We start from the raw sequence: 21703 nt of genomic DNA on the forward strand, positions 1-21703 counted from the left end.
TCGCCCGCCCGCCCGCGACCCCGACCGGCTCTGAGGGAACAATTGACTCGCACAACGCCGACAGACCCCAGGGAGATTCCGTCATGTCCAGCAACGAGGCCGACGGCGCCCCGGCCGGCCCGGGACCCCGTCCGATCCTCGGCACGCCGGACGAGTTCACGCCGCGCCCCAACGGCCGCAGCCGGTTCGTGATGTACATCGTCGTGGGCCTCGTCGTGGCCCTGGTGGCGGGCGGCTGGGGATACGTCATGGTCGCGTTCAAGGGGAATCCGCAGGTGAGCGGCGAAGTCATCACCTTCGACGTGAGCGAGCCGACCGTCGCGAAGATCACCTTCTCGGTGCACAAGCCCGCCGACCGGGCCGCGACGTGCCGCCTGCAGGCCGTGGACACCGATCATCTGGAGGTCGGCAGTCGCGAAGTCGACGTTCCGAGCGGCAAGGCGGACGTTGCATTCAAGGAGACGCTGAAGACGACGTCGCAGGCCACGGCGGTCAGCGTTCAGTACTGCAATCTCGTATAGTGGATTCTTTGGGAAAGCGTTCGAAGGCGTTAACGTCCTAGCCTTCCGAGTCACTTACAGGAACAAGGAGAACTCGTGGCCGTCTCCCAGAACGAGAACGTCACCTGGCTGACGCAGGAGGCGTACGACCGCCTCAAGGAGGAGTACGAGTACCTTTCTGGCCCGGGTCGCACCGACATCGCCAAGAAGATCGAAGCTGCGCGGGAAGAAGGCGACCTCAAGGAGAACGGCGGCTACCACGCCGCCAAGGACGAGCAGGGCAAGATGGAGGCCCGCATCTTCCACCTCCGCCAGATCCTCGACAGCGCGAAGGTCGGCGAGGCTCCCCGCGCCGAAGGCGTCGTCGGCCCCGGGATGACGGTGACGGTCCGCTTCGGCGGCGACGACGAAGAGGTCACCTTCCTGCTCGCCTCCCGAGAGGAGAGCGGCGCGCCGATCGACGTCTACTCGCCGAAGTCCCCGCTCGGAGCCGCCATCAACGGCAAGAAAATCGGCGACAAGGCCACGTATACGCTGCCCAACGGCCGGCAGAACACCGTGGAAATCCTCGAGGCCGTGCCGTACATCGGCAACTAGGGCGTATCTCACCCCGATCGCCGGGAGTCTCGCCAAAGATTGCGAGATTCCCGGTCATAGGGCAGGCTCGGGGGTGGTCCGGGCGTTGGCTGCCGAAAGGGGTGAGATCGTGCTCGATGAGCGAGCGCGCCTCACCAGGCTTTTATCCGGGTTTTTAGCCGAGGTCCGCCAGGACCTCGCCCACAGCCCCCGAATCTCCCGGCGGCACTTCCCCCGGCCGCTCTCCTGGAACCCCCGCAAGACCGTCCCCGTCGTCTCCGCGCTGATCGTCACGGTGCTCGTCGCCGATGTGCTGGTCATGACCACGATGAACGCGTCCGAGCCGGTCGCCGTCGCGCAGGACAAGGCGGCCTTCCGGGAGCCGCTCCAGCAGCAGCCGCCGCCCCAGCCGCCCCGCGATCCCGGCGGTTTCGTGGCCGCCTCGGAGCCCGCGGCGCCTCCGACGCCGGTGGCCCCGCTCAAGAAGCTGATCTCCCCGCACCTGTTCGTGGTCGCCCCCCACCCCCTGTCCGCAGAGGACGTGGCCAAGGTCCGCAGGCAGAAAGGCGTGACCGGCACCGAGTTGGTCGACGCTGCCGAGGTGCGGATGGACGGCAAGCGGGTGCAGACGCTGGGGGTCGATCCCTCGACGTTCCGGCCGTACGCGCCGTCGCCGACCGCCAAGTCGGACGCCTTGTGGCGCAACATCGAGGCGGGTGACGTGGCCGTCTCGTTCGAGCTCGGCAAGGACGGCGGCGTGAAACTGGGCTCCTCCCTTGACAGCGGCGGGCGTGCGCTCCGGGTCGGCGCCTACGCGACCGTCGGCATGGGGTCCATCTCCGCTGTGGTGTCCAAGCAGACGGCGAGGGCTCTCGGCATCCCCCAGGGCAACGCTCTGGTCGTCAGCGCACCCAGGACCGACTCCCGGACGTTGCGGGCGAAGCTGCTGAAGTCCCTGCCCAAGGGCAGCCAGGTCGCGACGATCAATCCGGTTCTCGTGCAAGGCAAGGGCCGTACGGCATGGCCGGTCACCGCGTTCATGTCGGCCGACCAGATCCAGGTCGCGTTGCAGGCCGCGCAGAGCAAGCTGGGCCGGCCGTACGTGTGGGGGGCGGAGGGGCCGGACAGCTTCGACTGCTCGGGGCTCGTGCAGTGGGCCTTCGGCCAGGCGGGCGTGCGCATGCCGAGGGTCGCCGCACAGCAGTGGGCGACCGGACCGCAGATCCCGCTGTCGCAGGCACGGCCGGGCGATCTGATCTTCTGGCGCAACGACCCCACCAATCCCGGCTACATCTCCCACGTGGCGATCTACGTGGGCGGCGGGAGGATGCTGGTCGCGCCCCACACCGGGGACGTCGTGAAGTTCCAGGCGGTCTACACGAAGAATCTCGCGGGCGTCGTGCGGGTCAGCCCGGCGGCCGCCGCGCGCGTGCGCTGAGCCCCTCGGCCCGGCCGGTCAGACGGGCAGGCCGGCTTCGAGGAAGCCGAGCGCCTCGTCCACCAGTTCGGGGAGTGGCCGGGCGCCGTCATGCTCGACCCAGACCTTGATGCAGGGCAGCACCGCTCCGATCACGGCCCCCACCAGGACCTGTACGGCGAAGCCGCGCGGGTCGCGGCCGGTGCGCTCGGCGACGGCGCGCGTGAGCAGGTCGATCGTCGCGAACATGCCCTCGACGGTCCGCACGCGCAGCGCGGGGACGCTGAGGGTCAGCTTGGTGCGCACGAAGATCTGGGCCAGTTCCTCGTCGGAGATCTCGGTGAAAGCGGCGCGGAAGGCGTTGCGGATGGCCGTCAGGGGCGCGGGGCCGGGCGGCTGACGCCGCAGCGCGGCCTCGAGCATCGGGTCGTAGTCGTCCTGGATGATCACATCTTCCTTGGTCGGGAAGTAGCGGAAGAAGGTGCTGGGGGAGACCTCCGACGCCTCGGCGATCTGCTCGACCGTCGTGGCCTCGTATCCCTGGGCGGCGATCAGGCGCAGTGCCTGCTCCTGGATGGTCCGCCGCGTCTTGGCCTTCTTCCGCTCTCTCAGGCTCATCGCCGGGCGCTCTGGAGAGTGCAGGTGCCGGTCAGTGCTGGACGGTGAGCTCATGCTCCGATTGTGCCGTCCCCGCAGGCCTCGCCGTACGGCCCGGCAGGAAGATCGCCATGAGGATCGCGGCCACCAGGGCGGCGAGTCCGCAGGCGAGCAGGACCTGGTCCATCCCGCCGACGAAGGACTCCATGGCGGTTTGGGCGAGGCTTCCGTCGCCGACTGCCAGCGCGCCGGAGATCGAGTCCTTTGCCATCTCGGGGGCGCCGTCGGGCAGGCCGTTCACGTAGGCCGCCGACAGGAGGCTGCCGAGAGCCGCCACCCCCAGCGTTCCGCCGACCTGGCGCATGGTCTGCAACGTCGCGGACCCAGAGCCCGAGCGCTCCTCCGGCAACACGGCGAGCACGCCGTCCATGGCGGGGACCATCGCGAGCCCGACGCCTGCGCCGACGACCGCCAGCCAGAGGGCGATGTACCCGTAGTCCGTCGCGACGCCGGTCGCCGTGCCCAGCAGGAAACCGGCGGCGAGCACGATCAGGCCTACGGTCATGACCGTGCGCAGTCCGAGGAGCCGCAGCAGGCGTTCGCCGGCGAGGCCCCCCGCCATGAGTCCGGCGACCATGGGGAGCACGCGGATTCCGGTGCCGAACGCGTCGTGGCCGAGCACCGCCTGCAGATGTTGCGGGGCGACGAACAATAGGCCCGTCATTCCGAGGCTCACGAAGGTCGCGCCGATGGCGCCCCAGAGGAAGACGCGGTTGCGGAACAGACCGAGATCGATCATCGGCTGCCGTGCGCGGGTCTCCACGACGACGAACGTCACGAGGAGGACGGCTCCCGCCGCGAGCGCGGCCACCACCCTGGCATCACCCCAGCCGTCCGCGGGCGCCTGGATGACGCCGTACACGAGGGCGGCCAGGCCGGTCACCGACAACAGGGTGCCCGGGATGTCGAGCGCGGGAGCCGAGGGGTCGCGCGACTCGGGGACCAGGACGGCAGCCGCCACGAGGGCGACGACCGCGACCGGGATGTTGATCAGGAAGATCGATCCCCACCAGAAGTGGTCGAGCAGATAGCCCCCCAAGATCGGCCCAAGGGGAAGGCCGAGGGCCATCGCCGCGGTGAAGGCCGCGACCGCCCGGCCGCGCTCCGCCGGCGGGAAGATCACCGGCAGGATCGACGTGGACAGCGGCATGATCACCGCCGCACCGGCGCCCATGAGCGCCCGCGAGGCGATCAGGGTGCCCGTGCCGTCGGTCAGGGTCGCGACGACCGAGGCGACGGCGAAGGCGGCGAGGCCCCCCATGAGCAGGCGCTTGCGGCCGAACCGGTCGCCGAACGCTCCTGCGGGGAGCATCAGGGCCGCGAACAACACCATGTAGGCGTCGACGATCCATTGCAGGTCGCCGGTGCTCGCGCCGAGGTCGGCGGCGAGGGTGGGGAGCGCCACGTTGAGCACGGTCGCGTCGAGGCCGATGACCAGGACGCTGAGCACGAGGGCGCCGAGCGCCCACCAGCGTGAAGTGAGAGTAGCCATATTTTGATAGTAGCTCTCAAAAAGTAGTCACAGTCAATATATGGAGCGTCGCACGAAGCGGGTGTAATCTTTATTACATGGATGCAGAACAACAGCTCACTGGCTGGTTCGCCGGGCGCCTCCCTGAGGCGTGGTTCGCCGGACGGCCCGAGATCGTGCTCGACCGTGAGGAGATCACGGTCATCGGGGAGCTGCCGCCGCTCACGGTGGCCGACGATCTGCCCGACCTGGAGAAAGAGGCGGCGGCGGAGGGATACGTCGAGCGGTTCCGCGAGGAGACCCGCGAGCGCCGCATGGAGATCGCCCGGGAGGCGGAGCTGCGCTTCCGCCGCAAGGTGTCGTGGGGGGTCAAGATCCACGACGAGACGGTGATGTTCACCACACTGTCGGTTCCGGTCATGACGCGGCTCCGACAGGGCGAGCGGCAGGTTCTGGACACTCTCGTCGCCGCGGGAGTGGCGCGCAGTCGCAGCGACGCGCTGGCATGGTGCGTCAGGCTTGTGGGCAGGCATACCGACACCTGGCTCGCTGACCTGCGGGACGCGCTGCGCCACGTGGACCGTGTGCGCTCGGAAGGCCCCGGACTGGTGGACTGAACCAATTCGCCGATAGGTCTGTACCACTGCGATTGGCCTATACCAATGTGTAAGTCGCGATAGGCGGGTAAGGAAAACGGGACGTTTCTTCGGAAGAGGCCGCCGTGGGGTGGTCCCTACGCATCATCGCCGCTTCTGCCTGGGACGATGTGGATCCAGGTGGCGTCTGAGACGAATATCGCGAATTTAACGGCGTGGAAACTCCATGGTCTACGCCAATTGGCTTCCGCGGCTGTTCGTCACTGATGATGATTTGGCCCGCGACAAAAGGAGCCACCCCGTGTCAATTTCAGTGGAGATTTCGAGTCCGACCGATCACGCCGAGCTCGCCGCCTGGGTCCGCGAGATCGCCGAACTCACCAAGCCCGACCGGGTCGAATGGTGTGACGGCTCCGAGGTCGAGTGGACGCGCCTGACCAACCTGCTCGTCGAGCAGGGCACGTTCAAACGGCTGGCCAAGAGGATCAACAGTTTCTACGCCGCCTCCGACCCCAGCGACGTCGCCCGGGTCGAGGACCGCACCTTCATCTGCTCGGAGCGGCGTGAGGACGCGGGGCCGACCAACAACTGGATCGATCCGGGCGAGATGCGCGAGACCTTCGCGGAGCTCTTCGACGGGTGCATGCGCGGGCGGACCATGTACGTCGTCCCCTTCTGCATGGGGCCGTTGGGCGGGAACATCTCCCAGCTCGGCGTCGAGATCACCGACTCTCCGTACGTCGTCGTGTCGATGCGGATCATGACGCGGATGGGGACGGAGGCGCTGCGGCTGATCGAGGAGCGCGGAGCGGCGCGACAGGCCGGAGGGAGCGAGGGACGAGCCAGCGAGGGCCTGAGCAAGCGCGACCATGAGTACGGAGCGGCGCGACAGGCCGGAGGGAGCGAGGGACGAGCCAGCGACGGCCTGAGCAAGCGCGACCATGAGCACGGAGCGGCGCGCAAGGCCCGCGGCGAGAGGCACAGCGACGGGCAGGGCGACTTCGTCAAGGCCGTGCATTCCGTGGGCGCGCCGCTGGAGCCCGGCCAGGCCGACGTGCCGTGGCCGTGCAACCAGACCAAATACATCAGCCACTTCCCCGAGACCAGGGAGATCTGGTCCTACGGCTCCGGGTACGGCGGCAACGCGCTGCTGGGGAAGAAGTGCTACGCGCTGCGCATCGCCAGCGTGATGGCCAGGGATGAGGGCTGGCTGGCGGAGCACATGCTCATCCTCAAGCTCACGCCGCCCAAGGGGGAGGCCCGCTATGTGGCGGCGGCGTTCCCGTCCGCGTGCGGCAAGACCAACCTCGCCATGCTGAGGCCGACGATCCCCGGCTGGAAGGTCGAGACGATCGGCGACGACATCGCCTGGATGCGCTTCGGCCCGGACGGCCGGCTGTACGCGATCAATCCGGAGGCCGGCTTCTTCGGCGTCGCCCCCGGCACCGGCGAGACGACGAACGCGAACGCGGTCGCGACTCTCTGGGGCAACAGCATCTTCACCAACGTCGCCCTCACCGACGACGGGGACGTGTGGTGGGAGGGCCTCACCGACGAGCCGCCCGCCCACCTCACCGACTGGAAGGGCCGGTCGTGGACGCCCGAGTCGGGCGAGCCCGCCGCGCACCCGAACGCCCGCTTCACCACGCCCGCCGCCCAGTGCCCGACGATTGCGCCCGAATGGCAGGACCCGGCAGGTGTGCCGATCTCCGCCATCCTGTTCGGCGGGCGCAGGGCCACCGCCGTGCCCCTCGTCACCGAGTCGCTGAGCTGGCAGCACGGGATCTTCCTCGGCGCCAACGTGGCCTCGGAGAAGACCGCGGCGGCCGAGGGCAGGGTCGGCGAACTGCGCCGCGACCCCTTCGCGATGCTGCCGTTCTGCGGCTACAACATGGGCGACTACTTCGGGCACTGGATCGAGATCGGCCAGAGCGCCGACCCGGCGAAGCTGCCGCGCATCTACTACGTCAACTGGTTCCGCAAGGACGCCTCGGGCCGGTTCGTGTGGCCGGGCTTCGGTGAGAACAGCCGCGTGCTCAAGTGGATCGTCGAGCGGCTGAACGGCGAGGCCGACGCCGTGGCGTCCCCGATCGGCAACCTGCCGGCGCGGCTAGACACCGACGGCCTCGACCTCTCCGAGCAGGATCTGGAGCTCCTGCTCAGCGTCGACCCCGAGGTGTGGCGCGAGGAGGCGGCGCTGATCCCGGGCCACTTCGAGACGTTCGGCGACCACATGCCGAAGGAGCTGTGGGACGAATACCACGCGCTGGTGAAGCGACTCGCCTGACTCTGTACGGCTTGCGCCCCGGATGCGAAACTTCTGGGGATGCCCGGGCGTCTACTGAGTAGGCGGGGCGCGAGCCGTATCGTGCCCCCTCCTCCCCCCAGGAGGCGGACATGGAGTTCGTGCTTGCAGTGGCGGCGCTCATCGCCGCGTGGCTGGTCGCGTCCACGGCGGTGAAGGCGCTGGCCATGGTCGCCGAGGTCGGCACCCCGCCGCCCGAGGGCGCGGACCGGCTCGGCCGCTATCACCTGGCCTACCTGGCCGGGGGCCCGCGCCGCGTCGTCAACGCGGCCATCTCCGAGCTGGTGGCGCGAGAGTTCGTCCGCGTGTCGCGTGGCGGCCGCGTCAGCCGTGTCTCGGGATCCGGTGCCCCGGGTCTCGAACCCCCGGATCTTGAAGCAGTGGATCTCGAAGCAGTGGAGCAGGCCGTCCTCGACCGGGCCGGCACACCCGGCGGCGAAGGGGCAGCGGAGATCAGGCACGCCGTCGGGCAGAGCTCCGAGATGGCGGAGATCAAGCTGCGCCTGATCGCGGGCGGCGCGCTGGCGCCCGACGGTGCGTTGAGCCGGCCGCGCCGGCTCAACACCCAGCTCGCGTCCTATGCGGTGACCGCGTTCTCGGTGATGGTGGTCACGCTCCTGGTGGCGTTCGCAGATCTGGTGCCCTGGAGCGTTCCGACCGTCGCCGTGGTGGCCGTCGCCGGTGCCACGGGCCTCTTCGGGTTCGCCGTCTACCTGCGGAACACACGTGTCCTTTCCAGCCCGGTCACCCCGGCGGGCCGGGCGGCGCTCAGGAAGGCGATGGCGCGCACGCCCCGCGCGCCTCGGGCGATCGCGGCGAGCGGCGCGTACGCGGGCTTCGCCGTCGCGCTCTACGGCCTCGGCTCCATGAGCGACCAAGCCGTCGCCGCGGAGATCGACCAAGTGGGCGTCCTGCGGGAGAAGCCCGACTACAACAGCTGCGCCGCGGGCAGTTGCGGCAGCGGAGCCTTCTACTCCGGCGACGGTGGCCATGTCGGTGGCCATGCCATCGGCAATGTCGGCGGTTGCGGAGGCGGATCGAGTTGCGGAGGAGGATGCGGTGGTGGGGGCTGCGGAGGCGGGAACTGAGCGGGCCGGGCTGGGCGTCGGCATCGGATGGCGCCCCGAGATCGACCTGACCGTCGAACGGCTCGGCGTCGACTTCGTCGAGGTGATCGCGGAGAGCGTCGATCCCGCGGACATCCCCGAGTCGCTGGCCGTGTTGCGCGGCCGCGGCGTGCCCGTCATCCCGCACGGCGTCGGCCTGGGAATCGGCGGGGCCGACCGGCCCGACGCGAGCCGGCTCGCCCACCTGGCCGCCTGCGCCCAGGCACTGGACGCGCCGCTGGTGAGCGAGCACCTGGCGTTCGTCCGCGGGGGAGAGCTGGAGGCGGGCCACCTCCTGCCCGTTCCGCGCACCCGCGAGGCGCTGTCGGTCATCGCGGAGAACGTACGGCTCGCGCAGGCCGAGCTTCCGGTGCCTCTCGCGCTGGAGAACGTCGCCGCGCTGTTCGGCTGGCCGGACGACGAGCTGACCGAGGCCGAGTTCCTCGGCGAGCTGGTCGAGCGGACCGGGGTGGGTCTCCTGATCGACGTGGCCAACCTGTACACCAACCAGGTCAACCTGGGCCTGGACGCGCGGGAGGCGCTCGACGGGCTACCCCTCGGCAGGCTCGCGTACGTGCACGTGGCCGGGGGCCACCTCCACGGGGGCGTCTGGCACGACACGCACACGGCGGCCGCGCCGGACGCCGTGCTCGACCTCCTCGCGGAGTTGTGCGTCCGGGTCCGGCCGCCGGGCGTGTTGCTCGAATGGGACGACGACTACCCGAGCGACTCAGTGCTCGCCGCCGAGCTGGACCGGATCAGGGCGGCCATGTCGCGCGGCGGGGCCGTACGTGGCTGACGGGCGGCCCGCGCACGCCGCGGCGGGGGAGCCTCGTGGCGGCGCGGCGAGGCCCCCCGGGGGCGGAGAGGCGGGGCAGGCCCGCGAGGCGCTCAGAGTCGCGCAGGGGGCGCTCCTGGCGGCTCTCGTGGCGGGCGGCGGCGTGCCCGAGGGGTTCGACGCCGAACGTGTCGGGATCCAGGCCCGCAGCCTGATCGCCAAGCGGAGGGGCCTGGTCGCCCGGCTGCGCCCCGAACTGGTCAGGGGGCTCGGCCCCGGCTTCGCCGCCGCGTTCGCCGACTATGCGACCGGCCGGCCCAGGCCGCCGGGGGGTTCGCGAGCCGACGCCCGGGCATTCGCGGAGTGGCTCAGTTCACAGGGCCGATACCCGTCCGGTGATGAGGGCCATGGCGCGTCTACCCTGCAGGGGCCGCGATAATTGCCTCACCGAGGCTCCCAGGTCGCAAGGGAAGAGGACTTCATGGGCGTGCGCGATCTCGTGTACAAGCTGTACGAGCGCAGGCTCGAGCGCAAGCTCTCCCCCGACCAGATCCCCCGGCACGTCGGCGTCATCGTGGACGGCAACCGGCGGTGGGCCAGGGCCATGGGGCTGCGCGACGTCAGCCACGGCCACCAGAAGGGCGCCGACAAGATCTCCGAGCTCCTGGTGTGGTGCCGGGAGGCGGGTGTCGAATACGTGACGCTGTGGTTGCTCTCGACCGACAACCTTTCCAGGGACAAGGCCGAACTCGAGCCGTTGTTGCAGGTCATCGAGGGCCTCGTGCAGGACATCGTCGAGCAGGGCTGGCACGTCAAGCCCATGGGTTCCCTTGACCTGCTGCCCGATCACACGGCTCGTGTCCTCAAAGAGGCAAAAGAAACCACATCGCATCGTCCCGGGCTGATTGTGAACGTTGCGGTTGGGTATGGAGGAAGGCGTGAGATCGCTGATGCGGTGCGCTCCCTCCTCCAGGAGCACGCCAGCAAGGGCGCGAGCATCGAAGACCTCGTCGAGGTCCTCGATGTGGAGCACATCGCCGAGCATCTCTACACGCGCGGACTCCCCGACCCGGACCTCGTCATCCGGACCTCGGGAGAGCAGCGACTGTCCGGATTCCTGCTCTGGCAGAGCGCCCACTCCGAGTTCTACTTCTGCGAGGCCTACTGGCCCGATTTCCGCAGGGTCGACTTCCTGCGGGCGCTCCGTTCGTACGCCGCGCGCAACCGGCGGTACGGCTTCTAGGCCGCCGAGATCATTTAAAACGGTATGTGAACTGCCTCTTTCGGACAACGCCCACCTATTGGGCTGCGGGGCTTCATTACGTACCGTGGTAGGTAAGCCGCCATCGACCAGGTCGATGGCTCTTACCTGGGGAGAGGGCCCGTCCTTGCGTCACGACCTTGCGAGGAAGGCCGGAGTCCCGGTCTGCTTCGGCAGGTCACGGGCCCGGTCCGTTCACCACCAGTCAAGGCAGGGCGCCGTCTCCGGTGCCCGGGGGAGAACGCGTGGCAGTGTCCTCGAACAACCCGTCCGCATCCCGCACCTACGTTCTGGACACCTCGGTCCTGCTCGCTGACCCGGCGGCGATGAACCGCTTCGACGAGCACGAGGTCGTCCTCCCGATCGTTGTCGTCACCGAGCTGGAGGCCAAGCGGCACCACCCCGAACTGGGGTACTTCGCCCGCGAGGCCCTCCGCTTCCTGGACGACCTTCGGGTGCGGCACGGGCGGTTGGATGAGCCGATGCCGATCGGCGACGGCACCATCCGGGTCGAGCTCAACCATAGTGATCCATCCGTCCTCCCGGCCGGGTTCCGTCTCGGGGACAACGACACGCGGATCCTCACGGTCGCGCAGAACCTCGCGGCCGAGGGACGCGACGTGGTCCTCGTGTCGAAGGACCTGCCGATGCGCGTCAAGGCGGCCTCCATCGGCCTGGCCGCCGAGGAGTACCGCGCGGGAATGGTGGTCGAGTCGGGCTGGACTGGCATGGCCGAGCTCCAGGTCACGACCGAAGAGGTGGAGGCGCTCTTCGAGGCCGGCTCCGCCGACCTGGAGGAGGCCCGCGAGCTTCCCTGCCACACCGGCCTGCGCCTGCTGTCGAGCCGCGGCTCCGCGCTGGGCCGCGTCATGCCGGACAAGTCCGTACGGGTGGTCCGGGGCGAGCGGGAGGTGTTCGGGCTGCGCGGCAGGTCGGCCGAGCAGCGGATCGCCCTCGACCTGCTCATGGACCCCGAGGTCGGCATCGTCTCCATGGGCGGCCGCGCCGGCACCGGCAAGTCGGCCCTGGCCCTGTGCGCGGGCCTGGAGGCGGTGCTGGAGCGCCGCCAGCACCGCAAGGTCATCGTCTTCCGCCCCCTGTACGCCGTGGGCGGCCAGGAGCTCGGCTACCTGCCCGGCTCGGAGAACGAGAAGATGGGGCCCTGGGCGCAGGCCGTCTTCGACACCCTGGGAGCCGTGACGACCCCCGAGGTGATCGAGGAGGTTCTCGACCGGGGGATGCTCGAGGTCCTGCCCCTGACCCACATCCGCGGGCGCTCGCTGCACGACGCGTTCGTCATCGTGGACGAGGCGCAGTCGCTGGAGCGCGGGGTGCTGCTGACCGTGCTGTCGCGCATCGGCGCCAACTCCCGCGTGATCCTCACCCACGACATCGCCCAGCGCGACAACCTGCGCGTCGGCCGGCACGACGGCGTCGTGGCGGTGGTCGAGAAGCTCAAGGGCCACCCGTTGTTCGCGCACATCACGCTGACCAGGTCGGAGCGTTCTCCGATCGCCGCCCTGGTGACGGAGATGCTGGAGAACATCGCCGTCTGACGACGGTCACGGGGGGAGACGGCCGTCCCTGGGCGCCAGATCCCAATACTCCCGGCACGTGTGGATCTGCAATGACCGCGCGCTGCCGGGAGCCCCGTGCGCGATCTCCACGCCCCACACCTCCGAGCGCAGCCGTGCCGTACAGGTGATCTGCGCCATGGCCGGCGTGGGGATCTTCCCTCCGCTGACGAAGACGCGCACGAGCAGGCTCGGCGAGACGCCTGGGTCGTTGCGGCTGCTGGGGTCGCGTACCAGCTGCACCTGCGTGAGTTCGAGCCCGTCCAGTTCGGTGGTCAGGCCTTCCGCGGGCATGTCGCGCGCCTCGAACAGGGCGGTTATCAGGTCGTTGACGTACTGCGAGCCGATGGGCACGGTCGTCAGGTGCAACCGCCCCTCGCGCACGAGGTAGATGCGGGAGACCGCGGAGGCCCCGCGCGCGACGGGGGCGGGACCGGCGTCCATGACCCCGGTGGGGGCCACCCCGCAGGCCGCGCACACGGCGGTGCAGATCGCGGTGAAGAGCGCCGCCGCGAATCGGGCGGCACGCCGGGGGCCGGGGCTTCGCGTGGCGGCCCAGATGTCCGCGCTCATGACCGCGCTCATGACCGGGGGATCCGCAACCGGAAGAGGGTGCCCGGCGTACACCGTTCCACGGTGAGGGTGCCGTCGTGCAGCTCCGCGTTGGCCTTGGCGATCGCCAGCCCCAGTCCGCTGCCCCCGCTCCGCGCCCGGCCGGATCCGGCCTTGAAGAACCTGTCGAAGACGTGGGGCAGCGCGTGCTCGGGGATGCCCTCCCCGTGGTCGCGGACGCTGATCACCAGCTCACCCTTGATCACCTCTGCGCGGACCTCCACGGGCGGGAGGCCGTGGTTCAGGGCGTTGCCCACGAGGTTGGCGACGATCACGTCGAACCGGCGTGAATCGACTGAGAACCTCAGGCCCACCGGGGTCGTGAGCTTCACCTGACCCGCCCAGCCGCGCACCTCCAGTGCGTCGGCCAGCGCGACGCCCACGTCGACCCTCTCCTTGCGGAGCACCACCGCGCCCGCGTCGAAACGGCTGATCTCGATCAGGTGCTCCACCAGCACGCGCAGCCGTTCGATCTCGCGGATCACGATGAGTATCGCCTCCCCGGCGTCTCCGGGCAGCCGGGAGGCGTCCTCGGCGAGCATGTCCGTCACCGCCGTCATGGCGGTCAGCGGCGTGCGCAGCTCGTGGGAGACGTCAGCGACGAAGCGGCGCGACATCGACTCGAGTGTGCGCAGCTCCGAGACCGTCTGCTCCAGCGCCGCCGCGGTCTCGTTGAACGTCGCGGTCAGCTCGGCCAGCTCGTCGCGTCCCCGTACGGGAAGCCGGACGCGAAGATCACCGGAGCCGAGCGCGCGGGCGGCGACGCCGAGCCTGCGCACGGGAAGCAGTACCCGCCGGGCCGAGAGCAGGGCCCCGGTCAGGGCGATCGTCAGGGTGATGCCCCCGGCCTGGGCCAGGGCGTTGCGCAGGCGGACCAGGACGCCTTCCTCGTCGGCGAGGGAGAAGAACACATAGGCGGTGAGACCGGTCGCCTCCTGCGTGCCGCTCCGGTTGACCCGCTGGATCTGGGACCCCACGAGCAGGAGCGGCTCGTGGCGGATGCTCAGGTGCTGGTAGGCGAGCCGCCTGCCGGCCAGCTCGCGGAACGGGCCGGGCACGTCGGTCAAGGTGTACCGGCTCCCCGGGCTCACGTACCGGCTCCCGCCATAGGTCATGATCACCGTACGGCCGGGGCCGCTCAGGGACCTGGCGAGGGCCGCCAGGTCGTCGTCGGTGACGGCGGGACCGTTCGGCCACACGACGTCGCCGAGACCGATCGGCAGGACCGCCGACGACAGCGTGTCGCGCACGTCGGCGACGTCGGTGCGCTCGGCCCTGCCGAGCAGTTCCCTGCGCACGAGGTGGTATCCCAGCCCGGCCACCATGGCTGACGCGGTGATCGCGACGAGGGTGAAGGTGATCACCAGCCGCCCCCGCAGGCCGGTGGGCAGCCAGCTCATGGGGGACTGAAGCGGTACCCGAAACCGCGGACCGTGTGGATGAATACCGGGTCGGCGGGCACCGGTTCGATCTTGGCCCGGATGCGCTGCACGCACGCGTCGACCAGCCGGGAGTCCGCCAGATGCGTGTGGTCCCAGACGGCGCGCAGCAGGTAGCGGCGGTTGAGCACCTGGCCTGGGTGGCGCACGAGCTCGAGCAGCAGCCGCAGCTCGGTCGGCGTGAGGTGGATCTCGCGACCCTGGAGGCTGATCTTGAGCGCACCGCGGTCGATGACCAGGTCGCCGAAGGTGACGCGGTCGGCGGAGGCGAACTCCAGCCGCCGCAATATCGCCCGGATGCGGGCGTCGAGCACGCGCGGCTCGACCGGCTTGACCACGTAGTCGTCCGCGCCGGCCTCCAGGCCGACGACCACGTCCAGGTCGTCGCCGCGGGCGGTGAGCAGGATGACGGGCAGCGAGTCGAGCTTGCGGATGCGGCGGCACACCTCGACCCCGTCGATGCCCGGGAGCATCACGTCCAGGATGACGATCTCGGGCCGCCGGCCGCGGATGTGCTCGAGGGCGTCCTCACCGGTCGCGTACGAGGTCACCGCGTGGCCCTGGCGTGCGAGTGCGAGCTCCAGACCGGCGCGGACCGAGGGGTCGTCTTCGACGAGGAGGATGCCTGCCACGCGGTCATTATGGACGCGGCATGTCGATCTCCCTTCTGATACATGAAAATGTGACATCTGGTGCAACGGGTACCGAAGGGGGATCGCATGTCGATGGGGCCGGCGCGACCACGTTGACGGATGATGTGAGCAAAATCACATTTCAAAGGAAAGTCCATGTGGGTGGGGGATTAGGTCAAGGCAACACCAACCGTCTTCCACGATTGGGTTGCGCAACACCCCCCAAGACAGGGCAAGCTCATTTGCCGTGAGCTCTGGTCAGCAGCTGAAGGATGCCCCGTCCTCGTCGCGTTCTCGCTCGCGGTCGAAAAAGCAGGATGCCCGCCCGAAGCGGCAGGACGTCCGGCCGGACCTGCCTGAGGCCCCCTCCGGTCCCCGATGGCTGACCCCCAAGCGGGTCGCCGGCATCGGCCTCACCGTCGCCGTCCTCGCCGGCGGCACGGCCTACGTGGTCCGCACGGCCATCGACAACGCGAACGCCCCGAAGAACGTGCTCACCCTCGAGGACATCGCGAAGGCCGATCCGTACGCGCCCAACCCGGAGAACGACGCCCTCAAGGCGCAGGCCGCGCAGGCCCTGAAAGAGGCCGAGCTCAAGGCGGTCACCGACGGCCGCAAGGCCGACCTCGACCCGGTGAAGATCGTCAAGAAGGCGCCGGCCGGCGGCGGCTTCAACTCGGTCGCCTTCCCGGCGGGATCCAACCCCGACCCCGGCAGCAACAAGGCCCTCGGAAAGCAGATGGCCGAGGCTAAGGGCTGGGCCGCCGACTGGGGCTGCCTGGAGAAGCTCTGGGACAAGGAAAGCCACTGGAACGAGCGGGCGATGAACAGCTACAGCGGTGCCTACGGCATCCCGCAGTCGCTGCCCGGCAGCAAGATGGCCAGCGCCGGCTCCGACTGGCAGACCAACCCCGCCACGCAGATCAAGTGGGGCCTGGGATACATCGCCGGCCGGTACGGCACTCCCTGCAGCGCCTGGGCGCACTCGCAGTCCACCGGCTGGTACTAGACGCCGAGGGCGGGCGGTGAAAGCCACCCGCCCGCGCCATCTATTGTCTGGTCAGGTTTGGTCGACCTTTCGGCAAGCCTGAGCGGATCGCGATGGCTCGCATTGCACCCTTGGCCTCATGGGTGTGAAGGTCAGCGTGGTCGTGCCCGTGTTCAATCCCGGGTTGGCGGACGACGCCTTCGGCGCGTGCGTGCGCTCACTGCTCGAGCAGTCGCTTCCGCCGGAAGAGTACGAGGTCGTCTTCGCCGACGACGGGTCTGCCGACGAGACGCGCAGGCGGCTCGACGCGATCGCCGTCAACAGGCCCAACGTCCGCGTTCTGCGTCTCGACTCCGGCGGGTCGCCTGCCCGGGCCCGCAACCTGGGGCTTTCGGTCGCCCGCGGCGACTACGTCTACCTGATGAACCAGTACGACCGGCTGGAGAGCTCCGCCCTGGAGCACATGTACGGCATGGCCGTGGAGACCGACGCGGACGTGCTGGTCGGCAGGCTGGTGGACGGCGGGCCGCCCTTGTCGGCCTTCACGAAGAACGAGCCGCGCGCCGACGTCGTGCGTGACCACCTCCTGGCGTTGCCGACGGCGCACAAGCTGTTCAACCGCGAGTTCCTGGAGGCCCGGCAACTCCGCTTCCCGGACCGGCCGTTGTCGGAGCAGTCGTTCGTGACCCGCGCCTACCTCGCGGCGAAAGTGGTCGCGATCCTGGCCGGGGAGGTCTGCTGCCACCTCGGGCCGGCGGAGGAGGAGACGCCCGGCGCGGAGCAACTGTTCGACGGCCTGCACGCGATTCTCGACGTCGTCGACGCCTACACCGCGCCCGGACGCCAGCGCGACCGCATCTACGCGCACTGGTACCGCGTGCTCGGGCTGCGCCGGCTGGGAGGCAACCGGTTCCTGGCCGCCTCCACCGAGGAGCGCGCCGCGCTTTTCGCCTTCCTCCGCCGCCTGACCATCGAGAGGTTCCCGCCCGCCCTGGACGGCCACCTGCCGGTCCATCAGCGGGCCAGGGTGGCGCTGCTGCGCCACGGCAGGTACGGGTCTCTGGTCGAGCTCGCCGAGGCCTATCAGGGCACCAGGTTGCGCGCCGAACTGCGCGACGTGCGCTGGGAGCAGAGCGTGCTCGCCCTCGACCTCGGCGTCGAGATCGTGCGGGCCGACGGCACTCCGCTGTGGTTCCGCGACGACGGCGGACGGTTGCTGTGGACTCCCCTGGTGCCGATGGACGGGCTGCTCGACCGGGAGGCGGCCGACGTCACCGACGCCGCGCGTAAGGCCCGCATGGAGGTCTACATTCGCGACGCGGAAAGCGGCGTCATGTACTTCCTCCCGGTGACCTGCTCGGTCGGCCGGGCGTCCGTGGGCGACCAGGTGCGCGTGTGGGCGTGCGGCGAGGCCCGGCTCGACGTGGGGTCGGCGGCGCTCGGCCGGCCGCTGCGCCCGGGGCTCTGGGAGGTCCATGTGCGGATGCGCGGCGTGCATCCCGGCCGCACCAGGGTCGCGCGGCCCGGCATGACGATGAACTGCGCGGGCGTGCTCGCCGAGCACCCCCGGCGGCTGGTGATGCCGTGCTGGTCCAAGCGCGGCGAGCTGAGCGTCTGCGTCGAGCCGAAGTCATTTCCCGAGTCGATCGCCCTCGTTTCTTCGAAGGCGTCGGTCGCCCGCCAGGAAGGGCACGTGTTCGTCGTCGTGCCCGTGCCGTACGTGCCGCCCAGCGGCGGGCCCGCGGCGGAGCTGGTGCTGCGGGAGCGCGACGGGCGCGGGCGCAGCATGGCGGTGCCCGCCCTCGTCGAGCCGGGCATCCCGGGACGGGTGGCCGGCCAGCTGATCGCCAAGGTGCCGGTGAGCCGGATGGGCGGAGACGACACGCTCGGGCCGGGGTCGTGGCGGCCGAGCCTGCGGATCGGGGAGAGGGACGTCGACCTGCTGTTCGGCCTCGCGGTGGGCCGCGGCGGGCAGGTGCGCGTCCTGCCCGCCGGGACGCGGCCGGCTCCGCCTCTGCTGAGGAGGCTCGCCGGCCGGATCCGCCGCTACCGGCCGAGCAGGTGAGCGAGGAGCGCCTCGCGGAACTCGGCCGGCCTGTCGAGGTGCGGGCCGTGCCCGGCGCCCTCGACGGCCACCTCACGGTAGGCGCCGTACAGGTCGAGCGCCGCCCGCGTCTGGGTCACCATCGGCTGGGCCGGCGTGCCGTCCCAGCCCGGGACCGCACCGATCGCGCCCAGGTGGGCGAGGTCGAACAGTGACGTGTCGGAGACGATGACGTCCTGCGTGCCGCGGATCCACAGGATGGGCGGCTTTGGGTCGATCGTGTGCAGGTCGTCGATGCGGAAGTTGGTGGGGGCCAGCGTGTTGAGCACGCCCCGCTTGCCCGGTGCGATGCCCGGCCACGCGTCGGTCGCCACCGTGTCGCCCGGGTAGTGGTCCTCGCCGAGGCGGGTGGACAACATCGACTCGACGAAGGCGTCCTCCTCCTCGCTGATGTCCGTGCCGGGCGCCACGTAGGCCGCGCGCAGCACCGAACGCGGGGAGACGGGCGAGTCCGCCGTCAGGTCGCGTGCCTTGATCGCCGCCACGAAGTCGGGGTTCGCCGCCCCGCCGCCCGATCCCGCGCCGTCGGCGTAGGTGAGCACGCCGTCCGGGCCCTGCGTGCCGCCGAAGCCGTACGGCGAGCAGGGGTTGACCAGGACGAGGCTCTTGACCGCCTCGGGCCGGTCGCGCAGGGCCTGCATGACGACGGCTCCGCCCAGGCTCCAGCCGACCAGGTGGGCGGGGCCGATGACGTCGAGCAGCGCCAGTACGTCGTCGGAGTAGTCGCGCACTCCGCGGGAGGCGTCGACGGGCTCGGGGTCGGTGTCGCCGAACCCGCGCAGGTCGACGGCGAAGGGCTGGACGTCACCGGCGATCGCCAGCATCGTCGACCGCCAGAACGTGCTGGAGGAGACGTTGCCGTGGACGAACAGGACGGGCTCGCCCGCCGACTCCGGCACTGACAGGAGGTTGAGCGTCAGACGCGGAGTGGTGACGCGCTCGGCCTTGATGGAAGGACTCATGTGGTGGCTCCGAGAGAGCAGGTGTTTTCCAGGTCGCCCGTGGCGGGGCGGGGAACGGTGGTGCTGGCGGGGGGTTGCGCGCCGGTGCCGATCCACTGCTCGAGAGCGGTGAACGCGCTGCGGAAGCAGGGCAGCAGCGGGCGCAGCTGGTCGGGGAAGCTCGGGTACAGCCCGTCCACGTGGTTGCCGTCCTCGATCCGGTAGTACCGGAACAGGCGGTCGCGGTGCTGGTCGGCGACCATCGTGGCGTAGACGTCCGAATCCTGGCTGATCGGGAGCAACGTGTCCAGAGTGCCGTGCACGGTGATCAGCGGACGCTTGATCTTGCCGGTGAGGGAGACCCGCTCCACGGCCTTGTGCACGCTCTTCGGACGGGACGCGTAGTCGTAGTCGGTGTCGCACGCGGGGGTTCCGGAGGCGCAGAACGGCGTGCCCGCCTGGGTGGCGCCGTCGAAGTCCGGATCGAACTCCTCACGGTAGATCCGCTGGGTGAGGTCCCAGTAGATCTGGTAGTGGAACGGCCACAGGAACGTGGAGCCGGGCGCGAATCCCGCGGCGAGCATGCCCGCGGTGTTCCCCGCCGGGTAGGCCCGCAGCGCGGGCGGCAGGAACGTCAGCAGGTTGGGACCGTCGGCCGTCCACAGGACGCCCTCCCAGTCGACGCCGCCGTCCCACAGGTCGGGCCGGTTCTCCAGCTGCCACCGCACGAGGTAGCCGCCGTTGGACTGGCCGGCCACGATGGAGGTCTTCGGGGCCTTGCCGTACCGCTTCTTGACGACCTTCTTGGCGGCGACGGCGAGCTGGCTGACCCGGTCGTTCCATTCGGCGACCGCGTCGCCTGGGCGCTTGCCGTCGAGGAAGAAGTTGGTGCCGGTGTTGCCCTTGTCGGTCGCGGCGTAGGCGTAGCCCTTGGCGAGCGCCCAGTCGGAGATGGTGAAGTCGTTGGCGTAGGTCTCCCGGTTGCCGGGCGAGCCGGCGACGACCAGGCCGCCGTTCCAGTGCTCGGGCAGCCGGATGACGAACTGCGAGTCGTGGTTCCACCCGTGATTGGTGTCGGTGGTGGAGGTGTCGGGGAAGTACCCGTCGATCTGCATGCCGGGCACCCCGGTCGGGTTGACTGCGCCGGGCGAGCTGAGCCCCGACCAGTCGCTCACATCGGTGTGCCCGGAGGCCACGGTGCCCGCCGTGGTGAGGTCGTCGAGGCACGCGCCGATCTGGTGCTCGGCGCCCGGTACGGCGATGCTGCGGCAGGTGGACGCGGACGCGGGTGCGGCGGACAGGCCGGCGGCGGCGACCACCGCGGCGACGAGCAGTCCCTTGACGCGGCGGGACATCATGCCTCCTTGACGATGTGAACGGCGGCCGGCTGGCCGGGGGTGGAGCTCGGCTCGACCGCGGTGAGGTCGCGCTCGCGGGTCTCCTTGGTCACCAGGACCGAGATGAGGGTGAGCACGGCCGCGATCGCCACGTAGACGGAGACGGGAAGGCCGGAATCGAAGGTGCCGAGCAGCCAGACGGCGATGATCGGGGCGAGCGCGCCCGCCACGATCGAGGCGAGCTGGTAGCCGATCGACACGCCCGAGTAGCGCATGCGGGTGCCGAACATCTCCGAGAAGAACGCCGCCTGCGGGCCGTACATGGCGCCGTGGAAGATCAGGCCGACGGTCACGGCGAGGGTGAGCAGGAAGAACGACTTGGTGTCGATCAGAGGGAAGAACGCGAACGCCCACAGGCCGGTCCCGGCGGCGCCGAACAGGTAGACGGGCCGGCGGCCGACCCGGTCGGACAGTGCGCCCCACAGGGGGATGGTGGCGAAGTGGATCGCCGAGGCGATCAGCACCGCGTTGAGGGCGGTCTGCTTGGGCAGCCCGGACGCCTCCGTCGCGTAGACCAGGATGAAGGCCGTGATCACGTAGTAGGAGATGTTCTCGGCGAGCCGGGCGCCGATCGCGAGGACGACGTCTCGCCAGTGGTAGCGCAGCACGTCGAGGATCGGCATCGACGGCGTCTTGTCCTCCTGCTGCTTGGCCAGCGCCTGCTGGAACACCGGGGACTCGGTCACGGTGAGCCGGATCCACAGGCCGATCAGCACGAGCACGCCGGACAGCAGGAACGGGATGCGCCAGCCCCACGAGAGGAAGGCGTCCTCGGGCTGGACCGCCGTGAGCAGCGCGAGCACGCCGGTGGCGATGAGGTTTCCGCCGGGGGCGCCCGCCTGCGGCCAGGACGCCCAGAAACCGCGGTTGCGCGGGTTGCCGTGTTCGGAGACCAGCAGCACCGCGCCGCCCCATTCACCGCCGAGGGCGAATCCCTGAATGAGCCGGAGCAGGGTCAGGAGCAGCGCCGCCCCGGTGCCGAGCGTGGCGTAGGTCGGCAGGAGGCCGATCAGGAAGGTGGCGCCGCCCATCATCAGGAGGCTGATGACCAGCAGGCGCTTACGGCCGAGCCGGTCGCCGTAGTGGCCGAACACCAGGCCGCCGAGCGGGCGGGCCACGAAGCCGACGGCGTACGTGAGGAAGGAGAGGAGCGTGCCCGTGAGCGCGTCCTCGTTCGGGAAGAAGAGCTTGTTGAAGACGAGGGCAGCCGCGGAGCCGTACAGGAAGAAGTCGTACCACTCGATCGTGGTGCCGATCAGGCTGGCTCCGACGATCTTGCCGATTCTGGTGCGGGGTTGGGGGGTGCTGACCATGTCGAACTCCTCGCATGGGGGGTTCCGGCCAACGTA

At 70.0% G+C, this 21703-nt stretch carries 20 protein-coding genes; 12 read left to right on the forward strand and 8 right to left on the reverse strand.

Annotated elements, in window-relative coordinates; genetic code table 11:
* Positions 1–83 precede the first annotated feature (83 nt).
* From Pth03_RS06670 to Pth03_RS06680, 3 genes are all read left to right on the forward strand, one after another.
* Positions 84–521 (forward strand): DUF4307 domain-containing protein, encoded by a 438-nt coding sequence (locus tag Pth03_RS06670; protein WP_203943229.1) that lies wholly within the window; start codon positions 84–86, stop codon positions 519–521.
* A 75-nt stretch (positions 522–596) separates the two neighbouring features.
* Positions 597–1097 carry a transcription elongation factor GreA gene (gene greA / locus Pth03_RS06675; protein ID WP_203943230.1) on the forward strand — a complete coding sequence of 167 codons (501 nt, stop codon included), beginning with the start codon at positions 597–599 and terminating at the stop codon, positions 1095–1097.
* Between the two features lie 109 nt (positions 1098–1206).
* Complete coding sequence (locus Pth03_RS06680) at positions 1207–2514, forward strand: C40 family peptidase (protein ID WP_239118804.1); 1308 nt, start codon at positions 1207–1209, stop codon at positions 2512–2514.
* 18 nt (positions 2515–2532) lie between these two features.
* Here Pth03_RS06680 and Pth03_RS06685 read toward each other — a convergent pair whose 3' ends face one another.
* Both Pth03_RS06685 and Pth03_RS06690 read right to left on the reverse strand, forming a co-directional pair.
* Positions 2533–3165: an acyl-CoA-like ligand-binding transcription factor gene (locus Pth03_RS06685; RefSeq protein ID WP_239118805.1), complete on the reverse strand. Its 633-nt coding sequence runs from the start codon at positions 3163–3165 to the stop codon at positions 2533–2535.
* A complete protein-coding gene (locus tag Pth03_RS06690) occupies positions 3143–4642 on the reverse strand; it encodes an MFS transporter (RefSeq protein ID WP_203943231.1) in 1500 nt (499 codons plus the stop codon). Before Pth03_RS06690 ends, Pth03_RS06685 begins: the two co-directional genes overlap by 23 nt.
* Positions 4643–4719: 77 nt before the next feature.
* Between Pth03_RS06690 and abmR the strand changes: the two genes are divergently transcribed.
* From abmR to phoH2, 7 genes are all read left to right on the forward strand, one after another.
* Positions 4720–5238: an ATP-binding transcription factor AbmR gene (gene abmR / locus Pth03_RS06695; protein ID WP_203943232.1), complete on the forward strand. Its 519-nt coding sequence runs from the start codon at positions 4720–4722 to the stop codon at positions 5236–5238.
* Positions 5239–5518: 280 nt separating this feature from the next.
* Complete coding sequence (locus Pth03_RS06705; protein ID WP_239118806.1) at positions 5519–7504, forward strand: phosphoenolpyruvate carboxykinase (GTP); 1986 nt, start codon at positions 5519–5521, stop codon at positions 7502–7504.
* A gap of 110 nt (positions 7505–7614) precedes the next feature.
* Positions 7615–8610 carry a TIGR04222 domain-containing membrane protein gene (locus Pth03_RS06710; protein ID WP_203943233.1) on the forward strand — a complete coding sequence of 332 codons (996 nt, stop codon included), beginning with the start codon at positions 7615–7617 and terminating at the stop codon, positions 8608–8610.
* Positions 8582–9427, forward strand: a complete 846-nt coding sequence (locus Pth03_RS06715; RefSeq protein WP_239118807.1) for an MbnB/TglH/ChrH family RiPP precursor modification enzyme — start codon at positions 8582–8584, stop codon at positions 9425–9427. Before Pth03_RS06710 ends, Pth03_RS06715 begins: the two co-directional genes overlap by 29 nt.
* The gene (locus Pth03_RS06720) at positions 9420–9845 is read left to right on the forward strand and encodes an SCO6045 C-terminal-like domain-containing protein (RefSeq protein ID WP_203943235.1); all 426 of its coding nucleotides are present in this window, start codon (positions 9420–9422) and stop codon (positions 9843–9845) included. The genes Pth03_RS06715 and Pth03_RS06720 overlap by 8 nt, the downstream gene beginning before the upstream one ends.
* A 42-nt stretch (positions 9846–9887) precedes the next feature.
* On the forward strand, positions 9888–10649 hold the full coding sequence (locus Pth03_RS06725; RefSeq protein WP_203943236.1) for an isoprenyl transferase: 762 nt from the start codon (positions 9888–9890) through the stop codon (positions 10647–10649).
* A gap of 263 nt (positions 10650–10912) precedes the next feature.
* Positions 10913–12223, forward strand: a complete 1311-nt coding sequence (phoH2, locus tag Pth03_RS06730; protein WP_275413040.1) for an RNA 5'-3' helicase PhoH2 — start codon at positions 10913–10915, stop codon at positions 12221–12223.
* Between the two features lie 6 nt (positions 12224–12229).
* On the opposite strand, the gene Pth03_RS06735 is transcribed toward phoH2, so the two are convergent.
* Genes Pth03_RS06735 through Pth03_RS06745 form a run of 3 tightly spaced genes read right to left on the reverse strand, consistent with a single transcriptional unit; the run spans position 12230 to position 14924 of the window.
* Positions 12230–12814, reverse strand: coding sequence for a hypothetical protein (locus Pth03_RS06735; protein WP_203943237.1), 585 nt, complete (start codon positions 12812–12814; stop codon positions 12230–12232).
* An 8-nt stretch (positions 12815–12822) separates the two neighbouring features.
* Positions 12823–14253 carry an ATP-binding protein gene (locus tag Pth03_RS06740; RefSeq protein WP_203943238.1) on the reverse strand — a complete coding sequence of 477 codons (1431 nt, stop codon included), beginning with the start codon at positions 14251–14253 and terminating at the stop codon, positions 12823–12825.
* Positions 14250–14924 (reverse strand): response regulator, encoded by a 675-nt coding sequence (locus Pth03_RS06745; RefSeq protein ID WP_203943239.1) that lies wholly within the window; start codon positions 14922–14924, stop codon positions 14250–14252. The genes Pth03_RS06740 and Pth03_RS06745 overlap by 4 nt, the downstream gene beginning before the upstream one ends.
* 247 nt (positions 14925–15171) lie before the next feature.
* Here Pth03_RS06745 and Pth03_RS06750 point away from each other — a divergent pair, with 247 nt between their 5' ends.
* Both Pth03_RS06750 and Pth03_RS06755 read left to right on the forward strand, forming a co-directional pair.
* Entirely contained in the window at positions 15172–15933 is a 762-nt protein-coding gene (locus Pth03_RS06750) for an aggregation-promoting factor C-terminal-like domain-containing protein (protein WP_239118808.1), read from the forward strand.
* Positions 15934–16051: 118 nt separating this feature from the next.
* Positions 16052–17977 (forward strand): glycosyltransferase family 2 protein, encoded by a 1926-nt coding sequence (locus tag Pth03_RS06755; RefSeq protein WP_203943240.1) that lies wholly within the window; start codon positions 16052–16054, stop codon positions 17975–17977.
* On the opposite strand, the gene Pth03_RS06760 is transcribed toward Pth03_RS06755, so the two are convergent.
* From Pth03_RS06760 to Pth03_RS06770, 3 genes are read right to left on the reverse strand one after another with little or no spacing between them, the layout of a single operon-like run.
* Positions 17959–18978: an alpha/beta fold hydrolase gene (locus Pth03_RS06760; protein ID WP_203943241.1), complete on the reverse strand. Its 1020-nt coding sequence runs from the start codon at positions 18976–18978 to the stop codon at positions 17959–17961. The two genes, Pth03_RS06755 and Pth03_RS06760, sit on opposite strands and share 19 nt — an antisense overlap.
* Positions 18975–20312 (reverse strand): 3-hydroxybutyrate oligomer hydrolase family protein, encoded by a 1338-nt coding sequence (locus tag Pth03_RS06765; protein ID WP_239118809.1) that lies wholly within the window; start codon positions 20310–20312, stop codon positions 18975–18977. The genes Pth03_RS06760 and Pth03_RS06765 overlap by 4 nt, the downstream gene beginning before the upstream one ends.
* A complete protein-coding gene (locus Pth03_RS06770; RefSeq protein ID WP_203943243.1) occupies positions 20312–21667 on the reverse strand; it encodes an MFS transporter in 1356 nt (451 codons plus the stop codon). Before Pth03_RS06770 ends, Pth03_RS06765 begins: the two co-directional genes overlap by 1 nt.
* Positions 21668–21703 lie beyond the last annotated feature (36 nt).

This window comes from Planotetraspora thailandica, from assembly GCF_016863335.1.
Lineage (GTDB): Bacteria > Actinomycetota > Actinomycetes > Streptosporangiales > Streptosporangiaceae > Planotetraspora > Planotetraspora thailandica.

Coding starts and splice junctions, on each gene's coding strand:
- abmR (WP_203943232.1), top strand. CDS start 4,720: ATGGATGCAGAACAACAGCTCACTGGCTGGTTCGCCGGGCGCCTCCCT.
- Pth03_RS06740 (WP_203943238.1), bottom strand. CDS start 14,253: ATGAGCTGGCTGCCCACCGGCCTGCGGGGGCGGCTGGTGATCACCTTC.
- Pth03_RS06735 (WP_203943237.1), bottom strand. CDS start 12,814: ATGAGCGCGGACATCTGGGCCGCCACGCGAAGCCCCGGCCCCCGGCGT.
- Pth03_RS06685 (WP_239118805.1), bottom strand. CDS start 3,165: ATGAGCTCACCGTCCAGCACTGACCGGCACCTGCACTCTCCAGAGCGC.
- Pth03_RS06710 (WP_203943233.1), top strand. CDS start 7,615: ATGGAGTTCGTGCTTGCAGTGGCGGCGCTCATCGCCGCGTGGCTGGTC.
- Pth03_RS06760 (WP_203943241.1), bottom strand. CDS start 18,978: ATGAGTCCTTCCATCAAGGCCGAGCGCGTCACCACTCCGCGTCTGACG.
- Pth03_RS06765 (WP_239118809.1), bottom strand. CDS start 20,312: ATGTCCCGCCGCGTCAAGGGACTGCTCGTCGCCGCGGTGGTCGCCGCC.
- Pth03_RS06670 (WP_203943229.1), top strand. CDS start 84: ATGTCCAGCAACGAGGCCGACGGCGCCCCGGCCGGCCCGGGACCCCGT.
- Pth03_RS06770 (WP_203943243.1), bottom strand. CDS start 21,667: ATGGTCAGCACCCCCCAACCCCGCACCAGAATCGGCAAGATCGTCGGA.
- Pth03_RS06755 (WP_203943240.1), top strand. CDS start 16,052: ATGGGTGTGAAGGTCAGCGTGGTCGTGCCCGTGTTCAATCCCGGGTTG.
- Pth03_RS06690 (WP_203943231.1), bottom strand. CDS start 4,642: ATGGCTACTCTCACTTCACGCTGGTGGGCGCTCGGCGCCCTCGTGCTC.
- Pth03_RS06725 (WP_203943236.1), top strand. CDS start 9,888: ATGGGCGTGCGCGATCTCGTGTACAAGCTGTACGAGCGCAGGCTCGAG.